This window comes from Curtobacterium sp. WHRI 8282, assembly GCF_040223925.2.
In the GTDB taxonomy this organism is placed as follows: Bacteria; Actinomycetota; Actinomycetes; order Actinomycetales; family Microbacteriaceae; genus Curtobacterium; species Curtobacterium flaccumfaciens.
Window position 1 is genome coordinate 24,995 of sequence record NZ_JBEHCD020000006.1, and the last position, 12,515, is coordinate 37,509.

General features: G+C 72.0%; 11 protein-coding genes. 6 read left to right on the forward strand and 5 right to left on the reverse strand.

What is annotated here, in order from left to right; translation table 11 throughout:
• Nucleotides 1–144 precede the first annotated feature (144 nt).
• Entirely contained in the window at nt 145–1,245 is a 1,101-nt protein-coding gene (locus tag ABRP24_RS16895; RefSeq protein ID WP_349847234.1) for a LacI family DNA-binding transcriptional regulator, read from the reverse strand.
• A 228-nt stretch (nt 1,246–1,473) separates the two neighbouring features.
• Between ABRP24_RS16895 and ABRP24_RS16900 the strand changes: the two genes are divergently transcribed.
• The gene (locus tag ABRP24_RS16900) at nt 1,474–1,623 is read left to right on the forward strand and encodes a hypothetical protein (RefSeq protein ID WP_155896754.1); all 150 of its coding nucleotides are present in this window, start codon (nt 1,474–1,476) and stop codon (nt 1,621–1,623) included.
• A 79-nt stretch (nt 1,624–1,702) separates the two neighbouring features.
• On the opposite strand, the gene ABRP24_RS16905 is transcribed toward ABRP24_RS16900, so the two are convergent.
• Nucleotides 1,703–2,404 (reverse strand): GntR family transcriptional regulator, encoded by a 702-nt coding sequence (locus tag ABRP24_RS16905; RefSeq protein WP_232536575.1) that lies wholly within the window; start codon nt 2,402–2,404, stop codon nt 1,703–1,705.
• Between the two features lie 98 nt (nt 2,405–2,502).
• Here ABRP24_RS16905 and ABRP24_RS16910 point away from each other — a divergent pair, with 98 nt between their 5' ends.
• A complete protein-coding gene (locus ABRP24_RS16910) occupies nt 2,503–3,714 on the forward strand; it encodes an MFS transporter (RefSeq protein ID WP_349847237.1) in 1,212 nt (403 codons plus the stop codon).
• Nucleotides 3,715–3,791: 77 nt separating this feature from the next.
• On the opposite strand, the gene ABRP24_RS16915 is transcribed toward ABRP24_RS16910, so the two are convergent.
• Complete coding sequence (locus ABRP24_RS16915; protein WP_349847239.1) at nt 3,792–4,958, reverse strand: Vms1/Ankzf1 family peptidyl-tRNA hydrolase; 1,167 nt, start codon at nt 4,956–4,958, stop codon at nt 3,792–3,794.
• Nucleotides 4,939–5,280 carry a hypothetical protein gene (locus ABRP24_RS16920; protein WP_111056728.1) on the reverse strand — a complete coding sequence of 114 codons (342 nt, stop codon included), beginning with the start codon at nt 5,278–5,280 and terminating at the stop codon, nt 4,939–4,941. The genes ABRP24_RS16915 and ABRP24_RS16920 overlap by 20 nt, the downstream gene beginning before the upstream one ends.
• A gap of 208 nt (nt 5,281–5,488) precedes the next feature.
• Between ABRP24_RS16920 and ABRP24_RS16925 the strand changes: the two genes are divergently transcribed.
• From ABRP24_RS16925 to ABRP24_RS16940, 4 genes are read left to right on the forward strand one after another with little or no spacing between them, the layout of a single operon-like run.
• Nucleotides 5,489–6,847, forward strand: coding sequence for an extracellular solute-binding protein (locus ABRP24_RS16925; protein ID WP_035807941.1), 1,359 nt, complete (start codon nt 5,489–5,491; stop codon nt 6,845–6,847).
• Nucleotides 6,844–7,959 carry a carbohydrate ABC transporter permease gene (locus tag ABRP24_RS16930; protein WP_214524328.1) on the forward strand — a complete coding sequence of 372 codons (1,116 nt, stop codon included), beginning with the start codon at nt 6,844–6,846 and terminating at the stop codon, nt 7,957–7,959. The genes ABRP24_RS16925 and ABRP24_RS16930 overlap by 4 nt, the downstream gene beginning before the upstream one ends.
• Nucleotides 7,956–8,891, forward strand: coding sequence for a carbohydrate ABC transporter permease (locus ABRP24_RS16935; protein ID WP_138802466.1), 936 nt, complete (start codon nt 7,956–7,958; stop codon nt 8,889–8,891). The genes ABRP24_RS16930 and ABRP24_RS16935 overlap by 4 nt, the downstream gene beginning before the upstream one ends.
• Nucleotides 8,888–11,923, forward strand: coding sequence for a glycoside hydrolase family 2 TIM barrel-domain containing protein (locus ABRP24_RS16940; RefSeq protein ID WP_349847243.1), 3,036 nt, complete (start codon nt 8,888–8,890; stop codon nt 11,921–11,923). The genes ABRP24_RS16935 and ABRP24_RS16940 overlap by 4 nt, the downstream gene beginning before the upstream one ends.
• Nucleotides 11,924–12,013: 90 nt before the next feature.
• Here ABRP24_RS16940 and ABRP24_RS16945 read toward each other — a convergent pair whose 3' ends face one another.
• Nucleotides 12,014–12,439 (reverse strand): DUF3151 domain-containing protein, encoded by a 426-nt coding sequence (locus tag ABRP24_RS16945; protein WP_138802464.1) that lies wholly within the window; start codon nt 12,437–12,439, stop codon nt 12,014–12,016.
• Nucleotides 12,440–12,515 lie beyond the last annotated feature (76 nt).

Below are 12,515 nucleotides of genomic sequence, written 5' to 3' on the forward strand. Positions count from 1 at the left end.
GGTCTCGGCGGCGCGGGGCGGCGCACGGTGCGAGGGGCGTCGCGCGTGGTGCGAGGTTCCGTCCGTGGTGCGAGGTCGCGAGGCTCGCACCGAACACGGAAGCCCGCACCACACGCCCCTCGCACGGTGCGAGCCGCCGCACGCCTACAGCGCGGGCGGGCAGCTCTCGCGCAGCAGCACCTCGACGGGCAGGCGCACGGCGCGCGGCGGCCCCTCGCGGCGCTCCAGCCGGTCCACGATCGCCAGGACGGCAGCACGGCCGAGCGCCCCCATCGGCTGGTGCACGGTCGTCAGGCGCGGCGACGAGAACCGACCGGCGTCGATGCCGTCGAACCCCGTCACGACGAGGTCCTCGGGCACGCGGAGCCCCCGCGCAGCGGCGGCGTCGAGCACCCCGAGCGCGGACTGGTCGTTCGAGCAGACGACGGCTCGTGGGACGTCGTCGGCGAGCAGCGACACCGCGAGCTCCCGCGCCCGAGCCCGCCCGAAGTCGCCGTGCACGGTGCGCACCGTCGAGGCCGGCACCCCGTGGTCGGCCAGCGCCGCGCGGAACCCCGCCGAGCGCTCCATGTCGTCGGGCGAGTCGATGGGCCCCGCGACGTACGCGAGGGACCGGATCCCCAGGCGGCCGATGACGTGCGACGCCAGGGTCCGCATGCCCGCGGCGTTGTCCACGCTCACCGAGTCGAACCCGTGCGAGCGCCGGTCGTCGGCGAGCACCACCACCGGGATGCGTCGGGCGACGTGCTCGAGCAGGTCGTCGGGCACGGTCTGTGCCAGCACGGCCAGCCCGTCGACCCGGCCGGCGACGTCGTTCACGATGACGTCGCGCGACGACCCCCGCCCGGCGGCGACCATGAGCGCGAGCCCCCGCTGCCAGGCCTCGGTCTCGGCACCGCGCAGGACCTCGTCGAAGTACAGGTTGGACGAGAACGGCTGCGTCACGTGCCGCCGGTCGTCGACCACGCGGACGCCGCCGTCGGTGACCAGGTCCGGCCGCTCGTCGAGCACCACGTCGAACCCGGGCAACAGCAGTCCGACGACGCCGGTGCGCTTGCCGGCGAGGGCCCGGGCGTTGCCGGACGGGACGTACCCGAGGCTCCGGATCGCCGCCTGCACGCGGTCCCGGGTGCCCTCGCGGACGGCGTCGGGCGTGCGGAGCACGCGCGAGACGGTGGCGATGGAGACGCCGGCTGCAGACGCGACGTCGTAGACCGTGGGAGGTGCGGTGCGCTGGTCGGCCAACCCGTGCCTCCCCTTCGACGTCCGCTGGTGCCGCGCCTCGCGCTGTGCGGCCGGACCATCCTAGGCATGCCGTGTCCCGGGAGTTCTCCACACGGTGCCGGAAACGCTTGCGGGACCGCGGGGGTCGCGCGACACTGTTCCGACCTCAGTACGTCCCGTGAGGAAGCGCACCAGCGGGCCGCGTGCCCGCACCGATCAGGTTGCCCACACGCAGGGGAAGGACACGACATGTCACAGTCGACACGTTCCGGGAGCAAGCTCGCACTCCGCGCGAGCCACGACGAGGCCGAGGTGCGCGACGCGCTGCTCGAACGCACGGATTCGATCCGCACGTTCGACGATCTCGACGCGCCGCAGGAGACGACGGACCTGCGCTAGCGGCTCGCGCCCGGCCTCCCCCCGGACACGGCCAGGAGGCCCGGGTAGGCGCCCGCAGACCGCTCACGTCCGCGGACACTCAGCGCTCGGTCGCGCCCACGATCGTCATGCCCGCTCCACGCAGGCGTCGGCGCTCCTGCGCGATCCAGCTGAGCAGCCGGTCGTTCGTGCCCGCGACGTGGGCGGCCACGAGTTCCGCTGCGCGGTCGGCGTCACCGTCGCGGACGGCGTCGATGATGGCGCTGTGCTCGTCCCACGCGGCGTCGCGCGCCTCGGGTGTGCGGACCTCGATCCAACGCGTGCGCTCGAGCCGCGTCAGGGCGTCGGCGATGGCGTCGGTGACGAACCGGTTGCCACCGAGCGCGGCGAGGTCGAGGTGGAACGTCGACCCCATCCGGATGCCGGCCTGCTGGTCGGGGGTGGGCCGGAGCGCGTCGAGGTGCCCGCGGACCTCCGCCAACTGCTCCGGGGTGGCGCGCTGGACGGCCAGCCGCACCGCAGCGGGCTCGAGGATGCCGCGGAGTTCGGCGAGCGAGGCGATCTCGTCGAGGTCGATCGGGGTGACCGTCCACGAACGACCCTCGTGCAGGATGAGCCCCTCGCGCTCGAGCCGCGACAGTGCGGCGCGGACCGGCGTGCGCGAGGCGTGGAACCGCGCCTCGAGTCCCCGCTCCGAGATGCGCTCCCCCGGTGCGATGTCGAGGGTCAGGATGGCTGCGCGCAGGTTGTCGTAGAGCTGGGCCGTCTGCGACACGGGCGCGGCGTCGGTCGTGTCGGTCACGGCGGACAAGCCTAGCGGCGTGACGGCGGGAATGGTATACCGTTCTGGTATACCAATCCGTTCCGCGATGGAACGACGACGAACGGCCGACACGACCCATGCCCACGACCGACGCCCCGCAGCGATCCACCACGACGCCGCCGGTCTCCGCCCGCGCCTGGACGATGCTCGCCCTCGGGGTCGCGGCCCAGGCGGCGGGGACGCTCGTCGTGTCCGCGCCGGCGCTCCTCATCCCCCACCTGCTCAGCCGCGGCACGTCCCTGCCGGTCGCCGGGGTCCTCGCCGCCGCCCCGACCTTCGGCATGGTCCTGACGCTCATCGCCTGGGGCGCGATCACCGACCGGTTCGGCGAGCGCGTCGTCATCGCCGGCGGGCTCGTGCTCACCACGCTGGCCGTGGTCGCCGCCTGGCTGGCTGCGGGCGACCCGGTGCTGCTCGGGTTGGCGTTCCTGGCCGCCGGCATGACGAGTGCCTCGACGAACGCCGCGAGCGGCCGGGTCGTGGTGGGGTGGTTCCCGAAGGAGCGCCGGGGACTCGCGATGGGCATCCGGCAGATGTCGCAACCGCTCGGGGTGACGCTCGCGGCGGTCACGGTGCCGCAGCTCGCCGAGGGCTCCGGGATCCGTGCGGCCCTGGTCCTGCCGATCGTGCTGTGCGCGGTGCTCGCCGTGTGCTGCGCGATCGGGATCACCGACCCGCCACGACCTGCCCGGACCACGGTGGCGACGACGGCGACCGCGAACCCCTACCGGTCGAGCGGGTTCCTGTGGCGGGTGCACGCGGTGTCGGTCCTGCTCGTGGTGCCGCAGTTCACCCTGTCGACGTACGGGCTCGTCTGGCTCGTGGGCCTCGGCTGGTCGACGCCGGCCGCCGGGCTGCTCGTCGGCGCCGCGCAGTTCGTCGGGGCGATCGGCCGGATCCTGGTCGGTGGCTGGAGCGACCGGGCCGGGTCGCGCGTCGGGCCCCTGCGGATCGTCGCGGTGAGCGCCGCGGTGGTGATGGCGGTGCTCGCGGTCGTCGACGCGACGCACCTGGCCGGGGCTGCGGTGTTCCTGGTGCTCGCGACGAGCGTGACGGTCGCCGACAACGGGCTGGCCTACACGTCGGTCGCCGAGGCGGCGGGACCGTTCTGGTCGGGCCGGGCGCTCGGGGCGCAGAACACCGGGCAGTTCATCGCGGCGAGCGCCGTCGGTCCGGGCATCGGCGCCCTGGTCGGTGCGCTCGGGTTCGCGGCGTCGTTCGGCATCGTCGCGGTGCTCCCGCTGCTCGCGGTCCCGCTGGTGCCCCGACGCGACCGGTTGCACGACTGAGCGCGAGCCGCGCCGAGACGGACGGGAGGCCCGGTACCAGCTGGCACCGGGCCTCCCGTCCGTCGTCCGGTCACCGCTCAGGCGGTCGGCACCGCCGGTCCCACCGGCCACCGCAGCAACGCCGCGGCGGGCGCGCCGTTCGGGAGCGACGCGGCGTTCACGAGCAGCAGCTCCGCGTCGGTGAGGGCGACCGCCCGGACGATCGCGCACACGGCCGGGACCGGTCCGATGACCGGTGCCCCCGCCGCCTGCTCGGGTGCCGTGGCGATCCACGGCACCGCTCCCAGCGCGAGCAGGGTGCGGTCGCCGATCGCGGCGGCGTCGATCGCGACGACCGAGGCCTGCGCCTGCTGCAGCGCCTCGACGACGGAACCGAGACCGGTGACCGTCTGGTTGTCCCCGCGGCCGACGTGGGTGCGGAGCAGGTCCTCGAAGTCGTGCCGGCGGGTCGCGATGACCCGCGCGAGCGCGATGTCGACGTGCTCGACGAGCGCGGTCTCCGACGCGTCCGACGCCCGGGTGTCGACCGGGACCTCGGAGACGACGGCGCGCGCTTCGGTGGACAACTGGTCGAGCAGGAGCCCCCGTGCGCGGATGTCCCCCGCGACCACGATGAGCTTCGGCTGCAGCCGCCGGAACGCCTCGTCGACGGCCGTGGCGACCTCGTTCTGGTTGTCGCGCCAGATCTCCTCGGTGTGGTGCTGCCACCGCAGGTGCGACCAGCCGCCGCCCTGGAACTTGTGGAGCGTGTCGGTGCGGCCCTGCACGCGCTGCTCGTCGCGACGGTCCGGCACGTCGGCGTGGCCCAAGCGGTAGGCGCGGTAGCCACCGCCCTCGCGACCGACCTCGACGATCAGGAACGGCAGGTCGAGCGGCCGGTGCGCCAGGAGCGGCAGCAGGTCGGGCACGGGGTCGTGGCCGATCGACGTCGGGGCGTGCATCGCGCCGGGCAGGACCTCGCTGAGCACGAGTTCGCCGTCGTGCACGAGCACGTACCGGCTGACGGGTGCCGGCACCCCCGGCGTCTCCTCGAGCTCGGCCATCACCGTGTCGACGACCTCGGCGTCCGCCCCGGCCGACCGCAGCACGTCCTCGGCCTTCCGGCGCTGCAGGGCGGCGAGGTGCTGCGGGTCCTCACGGTCACCGGACGCGTCGACGTAGGCCCACGTCCACGTGCCCCCGCGCTTCAGGCGTTCGGCGATGCCGGACTGCAGGTGCGGGGCGTCATTCTGCGTCAGAGCCATCGGCGCTGCCCTCCCCGGTCTCGGTGCGGTACACGGTCGCGTCGGCTCCGTCGCCCTCGCCGGTGGGCAGCGGGTCGGCACGGTCGGCGTCGTCCTCGGGGAGCACGTCGGTGGTGTCGTCCTGCAGCTCGCCCTCGAGCTCGCCGTCGTAGCCCGACGCGGCGAGGGTCTCCGGGCTGTCGGTGTCGTCGGGGACCGGCTCGGACTGCCGGAACTCCTCGACGTGGGCGTTGCTGCCGTGCCCCTGGACGATGCTCTGCGCCTCGTGCGCGAGCTGCTCGTCGAGTTCGGGGCGATGGGTGGTGTTCCCGCGTTCGGTCATCGCTTCTCCTCCCGGTCGTGCCACCGGCGGCCTTCGCCGTCCGGGGCGTCGGTGTCTGCTCTGTGACCCCACCGTCCGCGCCCGGGCCTGGGGCCGTTCCAAGGTGCGCCGGGAACGCGCAGTGTCGGTACGGTCACGAAACCACAACGGCGTTCGGTTCTGTGGTTGGGTGTGGACAACCCCGATCAACGACGAACGGAGTGCGGCAATGGCGCCACGACCACGACCCATCACGAGACGACACCTGTTGGGCTTCGGCCTCGGCACCGCGGCGGCGGGACTCCTCGCCGGCTGTGCGGTCCCGGGCTCGACCAACGTCAACAAGGCGGCCCTCGTGCCCGCCGCGGCCTCGGGTGAGACCGTCCAGCTCACCTACTGGGCCTGGCTCAAGGACCTGCAGAAGGTCTGCGACGTCTGGAACGAGACACATCCGAACATCCAGGTGTCGGCGAACTGGATCCCCGGCGGCAACAGCGGCGGGTACCAGAAGATGTACTCCGCGCTCGCGGCCGGCGGCGGCCCGGACATCGGGCAGGTCGAGCTCCGGCAGATCCCCGAGTTCATGCTCGCGAACGGCCTGGTCGACCTGGCCCGGTACGGCGCGAAGGACTTCGAGTCGAAGTACGACGAGGCCGCGTGGGCGCAGGTGTCGTTCGTCGACGGCATCTACGGCATCCCGCAGGACACCGGCCCCATGGGGTTCTACTACCAGACCGCGATCCTCGAGCAGGCCGGCGGCGAACCCCCGACGACGTGGGACGAGTGGCGTGACCTGGCCGACAAGGTCCGGAGCACCGGGAAGCAGAACTACCTCGAGGTGTTCCCGGTCGCCGACGCCTCACCGTTCGCCGCGTACGCACAGCAGGCCGGCGCGCGCTGGTTCAAGGTCGACGGCGACGAGTGGGTCGTCGACATGACCGATGACAAGACCCTGATGGTCGCGGACTTCTTCGACGGTGTGATCGACGACAAGCTGGTCGACACGAGTGCCGGTGCGTACTCCCCCGGGTGGTACGCCGCGGCCGCGAGCGGCAAGATCGCCGCGGTCACGAGCGCCAGCTGGGGTGACGCCCTGATCGAGTCGGTGCAGGGCGGCGAGGGCAAGTGGAAGGTCGCCCCGATGCAGAAGTGGGGCGCCGACGGCTTCGGCTCAAGCGCCATCGGCGGTTCGACCGCCGCGGTCCTGGCGAACGCGAAGCACCCGAAGGAGGCGCTCGAGTTCATCACGTGGATGACCACCTCGAAGGAGGGCATCGACGCCATGATCAAGCACTGCGGCATCGGCTGGTCGCCCGCGGTCGACTACATCGGGGCGCAGCGTGAGAAGCCGTCGAAGTGGTTCTCCGGCCAGAACTACAACGAGGACGTCTTCGTGCCGGCCTCGAAGGAGCAGAACATCGACTGGTCGTGGTCCCCGGTGACCCAGTCGGCCTTCACCAGCCTGCAGAACCAGTTCCGCCGCAAGCTCACCTCGGGCCTGAAGCTCAGTGACGCCGTGGAGCTCGCACAGCGGGAGATCGTCCAGTCCTTCAAGGACAAGGGCCTCAGCGTCAGGACGGCACGATGACCCAGCAGGCCACCACCCCACGGTCCACCGGTCGACCGGCCGGCGGCACCCCCGCGTTCCGCACGAGCACGAAGGCCACGAGTGCGCAGAAGCGTGCCCCGTGGATCCTGCTCGCCCCGTTCCTGGCGCTGTTCCTGCTGACGTTCGTCATCCCGATCATCAGCGCCCTGTTCCAGTCGTTCACCACCGTCGACCGCGAGGGCCTGTTCGGCGAGGACGGCGTCGTCGGCCGGTTCGCCGGGTTCGACAACTACGCGATCGCCCTGCAGGACAGCGGGTTCGTCGCCTCGATCGGCCGCATGCTGCTCTTCGGCATCGTCCAGGTCCCGGTGATGATCATCGCCTGCACGATCCTCGCGCTGCTGCTCGAGTCGGCGAGCGCCCGCTGGCCGGGCTTCTTCCGGGCGATCTACTTCATGCCGTACGGCGTCCCCGGGGTCATCGCCACGATCCTGTGGTCGTTCCTGTACGTGCCCGGCCTGTCACCGATCGTGTCGCTGCTGCAGTCGATGGGGCTGCAGCCGGACTTCCTCGGCGCGAACAGCGTGCTGTGGTCGATCGCGAACATCGTCACGTGGACGTACACCGGCTACAACATGCTCATCATCGTGGCGCAGCTGAAGTCCATCCCCGGCGAGGTCTACGAGGCCGCCAAGGTGGACGGAGCGAACGCGTTCCAGGTCGCGTGGCGGATCCAGATCCCGCTCATCGCGCCGGCCCTGGTGCTCACGACGGTGTTCTCGATCATCGGCACCCTGCAGCTCTTCGCGGAGCCGCAGATCCTGTCGACGGTCGCCCCGGCGATCGACACCGAGTACACGCCGAACTACGCCGCCTACACGAACGCGTTCGCGTTCAACGAGTACGGCGTCGCGAGTGCGCAGGCGGTCATCATCGCGTTGGCCGCGTTCATCCTGTCGTTCACGTTCCTCGCGCTGACGAACCGACCACCCAAGGACGAACGCGACCGACGCAAGCGCGCACGGCGCGACGGCCGGGAGGCCCGCACCGCGCTCCAGACGCGCGCTGCGGCGGGCAGCACGGTCACCACCCAAGCCGACCCGGGCCTCCAGGCCGGTCGCGTCGCGACCACCGAAGGGACTGACCGATGACCAGCGAAGCCATCGAAGCGCCGGCCACGGCGAAGTCCGCCGTCCCCGTGGACACCACGTCGATCTCGGCGCACCAGCGCCGGAAGCTCGACCGGTCCCCACGCTCGCAGATCGTCGTCACGGGGATCCTCGTCGTCGTCGCGCTGTACTTCATCGTCCCGCTGTACTGGGTCGTCATCGCCGCGACGAAGACCACGGGCGCGCTGTTCTCGACCAACGGGTTCTGGTTCGGCGGCGAGTTCGCGCTCTGGAGCAACCTGCAGCAGGTGTTCACCTACGACGGCGGCATCTTCGTCCGGTGGATCGCGAACAGCATCCTGTACTCCGGCGTCGGTGCGGTCCTGGCCACCTACTTCGCCGCGGCCGGCGGGTACGCGCTGGCGAAGTACGACTTCCGGGGGCGCCAGTTCGTGTTCGGCACGATCCTCGGCGGCGTGCTCGTGCCGGGGACCGCGACGGCACTGCCGCTGTTCCTGCTGTTCTCGTCGATGGGCCTGACGGACACGTACTGGAGCGTGCTCATCCCGAGCCTGGTGTCGCCGTTCGGCCTGTTCCTGTGCCGGGTGTACGCCGCCGCGTCGGTGGACACCACCCTGCTCGAACAGGCACGCATCGACGGTGCCGGTGAACTGCGGATCTTCCACACCGTGGTGCTCCGGCAGATGACCCCGGCGCTCGTCACCGTGTTCCTGTTCCAGGTGGTCGGGATCTGGAACAACTTCTTCCTGCCGCTCATCATGCTGGCAGACCAGAAGCTGTACCCGATAACACTGGGTCTGAACAACTGGCGCTCGCAGGTCGACCGCCTGCCGGAGTTCTACCAGCTCACCACCGGCGGGGTGCTCGTCTCGGTCATCCCGCTCGTCATCGCCATCATCGTCCTCCAGCGCTTCTGGCGTGGAGGCCTCACGGAAGGATCGGTCAAGGGTTGACCCACTCCGCACTCTCGTCCACCGCACCCGGCTCCGACTCGCGGCTGGCACCCCGTGCCTGGCTGCACACCGACGCCCCGTCCCTGTCGCTGAACGGGGACTGGCGGTTCCGGTGGTCGCCCGTCGCCTCGGTCTCCGAGGACTTCGCGACCGAGGGTGGGGAGGACGACGACCCGGCCTGGGGCGAGCTCCCGGTGCCGTCGCACTGGGTGCTGCACGGCCACGGCGCTCCGAGCTACACGAACCTGCAGTACCCGTTCCCGATCGACCCGCCGCACCCGCCGGAGGAGAACCCGACCGGTGACCACCGCCGCACGTTCGAGCTGCCGTCGTCGTTCGACGGTGCCGGCCGGGTGCTGCTGCGGTTCGACGGGGTCGAGTCGCACTTCCGGGTGTGGCTGAACGGGACGCTCGTGGGGTGGTCGACGGGCTCCCGCCTGGCGACCGAGTTCGACGTCACCGAGCTGGTGCGCCCGGGAGCGAACGAGCTCGCGGTCCGGGTGCACCAGTGGTCGGCGGCGTCCTACCTGGAGGACCAGGACCAGTGGTGGCTGCCGGGCATCTTCCGTGACGTCACCCTGCTCGCCCGGCCCACGGCGCCGATCGACGACGTGTTCGTCCAGGCCGGTTGGCGAGCGACGCTCGGCACGGCTGCGTCGGCGGGCACCGCGGCGTCGGGACGGCCGGAGACGGGGACCGGCACGATCACGTTCCCAACGCTCGACGCGGTGTTCCCGGTGCGGTTCGCGGTGCCCGACCTGGGCGTCGACGTGACCTGGGCCACGGCGGACGACGTCGCGCCGATCGAGGTCGAGGGTGTCCAGCCGTGGAGTGCCGAGCTGCCGAAGCTGTACGACGCGACGCTGTCGACCGGCGCCGCGGCGGCCGGCGGCTCGGGGGGCGAGACGGTCTCGCTCCGGCTCGGGTTCCGCACCGTGTCGATCGTCGGCGACCGGTTCCTGGTGAACGGCGAGCGCGTGGTCTTCCACGGCGTGAACCGGCACGAGACCCACCCCGTGCGCGGCCGGGTGTTCGACGAGGAGCACGCCCGCGCCGACATGGCGCTGATGAAGCGGAACAACGTCAACGCCATCCGCACCTCGCACTACCCGCCGCACCCCCGCGTGCTCGACCTGGCCGACGAGCTCGGGTTCTGGGTGATCCTGGAGTGCGACCTGGAGACCCACGGGTTCCTGTTCACCGACTGGGTGGGCAACCCCTCCGACGACCCGGCGTGGGCCGAGGCCTACCTCGACCGCATCGCCCGCACCGTCGAGCGCGACAAGAACCACGCGTCGATCGTGATGTGGTCGCTCGGCAACGAGTCCGGCACCGGCCGGAACCTCGCGGCGATGTCGCAGTGGGTGCACGACCGCGACGCCGAGCGCCCGGTGCACTACGAGGGCGACTACACGGGCGAGTACACCGACGTCTACTCGCGGATGTACCCGACGCTGCAGGAGACCGAGTCGATCGGCGGCGGCACCCCGACGCCCCTGCTCGGCTGCGGCCCGGCCGAGGCCGCACGGCAGCGGTCGAAGCCCTTCATCCACTGCGAGTACGTGCACGCGATGGGCAACGGCCCCGGGCAGATCGCCGAGTACGAGGCCCTGGTCGACCGGTACCCACGGCTGCACGGCGGGTTCGTGTGGGAGTGGCGGGACCACGGCCTGCTCGCGAAGACGCCCACGGGCGAGGACTTCTACGCCTACGGCGGGGACTTCGGCGAGGTCGTGCACGACGGCAACTTCGTGATGGACGGCCTGGTGCTGCCCGACGACACCCCGACACCAGGGCTCGCCGAGTTCGCCGCCGTCGTGGCCCCGATCCGCCTGGCGGTCTCGGACACCACGGTGCTGGTCGAGAACCGGTACCACTCGGCCTCGACCGCCGGGCTCCGGCTGTGCTGGACCCTGTCGCGGAACGGCGTCGTCGAGGCCTCGGGACGCCTGTCCACGGGCATCGTCGCCGCCCGGGAGTCGGCGACGGTCCCGGTGCCCTCCGAGGTGCTCGACGCGGCCACGTCCGAACTCGCACCCGGCGACGAGCTCTGGTTCGACCTGACCGTGGAACTGGCGGGGCCGACCGCGTGGGCGGACACCGGCCACGTCGTCGCACGCACCCAGCGGCTCGTCGCGGCGCGCGCGGCGGACGCACCACGGGCCTCCCGGCAGGGGTGGGACGGTGACCGACTCGGTGACGGCACCTTCAGCGCCCGCGGTGACCTGGTGTCCTGGAAGGGCCACGAGGTCGCCGGGCCCCGTCTGGAGCTCTGGCGTGCACCGACCGACAACGACAGCCTGGCGTCACAGGGCGGCTACGAGACCGCGGACCCGGTGCTCACGCACGGTGTCGGCGACCCGACCGCTCCCCCGTCCGCGACGCGCTGGCGCGACCGAGGGCTGGACCGGCTGACGCACCGGCTGGTGTCGGTGTCGCGGACCGACTCCGGTCTGGAACAACGGGTGCGGGTGGCGGCGGCGAACAGCGGGTGGGGCCTCGAGGTCGCGCACCGCTGGACCCTGACCTCCGACGGGCTCGTGCTGCAGACCGACGCCGTGCCGTTCGGCGCCTGGGACGTCACGTGGCCGCGGATCGGGGTGCGGTTCGACCTGCCGGCCGGGCTGGCCGACGAGACGGCCACGTGGTTCGGTACCGGGCCGCTCGAGTCCTACGCCGACTCGTCGCACGCTGCTCGCGTCGGCCGGTTCACCGCTCCGGTGCGGTCGCTCGGGGTCGAGTACTCGCGGCCGCAGGAGACCGGGCACCGGCCGTCGCTCCGGTCGCTGGCGGTCGGGCCGTTCACGGTGTCGACCGTGGGGTCGCACCGTGCGGGGTTCACCCTGTCGCCGTGGACCGCGCAGCAGATCGACCGCGCCGAGCACCCGTACGAGCTGCCGACGTCGGACCACCTGTACCTGTACCTCGACGCGGCGCAGCACGGGCTCGGCAGCCGGGCGTGCGGGCTCGACGTACTGCCGGAGCACCAGCTCTGGCCGCAGGCGTTCAGTTGGAGCGTGCTGCTGGGCTAGTCGGTCACGCGCAAAACACCGGTGTTCGCACGTTGCACACCCGCATCCCGCGGCGTGCAGTGCGAACACCGGTGTTTTGCGTGCGGGAGCCTACGCGCCGGCAGACAGGGCGCGCAGGGCCTCGGGGTCGCTCGCGTTCAGGAAGTCGGTCAGGCGCTCGGGTTCGCCGGGCTCGTCGATCGCCTCGGCGGCACGGCGCAGGGCGAACAGCGCCCGCAAGACCCCACGGTTGGGGCCGTGCGACCACGGCACCGGGCCGACACCGCGCCAGCCGGCCTTGCGCAGGGCGTCGAGCCCACGGTGGTACCCGACACGGGCGTACGCGTAGGACTCGAGGGTCGCGCCGCGCGCCCACGCCTCGTCGGCGAGCAGCGCCCACGCCAGGCTCGACGACGGGTAGGACACCACCACGCTGGCGACGGGGGCCTCCGCCTCGATCGCGGCGGTCACCTCCGGCTCGGCGGGCAGCAGGGTCTCGGGGTTCGACGACGGGGTCGGCAACAGGTTCTCCGGCATGCCCCCAGCCTGTCATCCCTTGCGGGTGCCCGTGTCACGGGATTACCGTGGAGGTCACCTCGTCGTCATCGCGGGG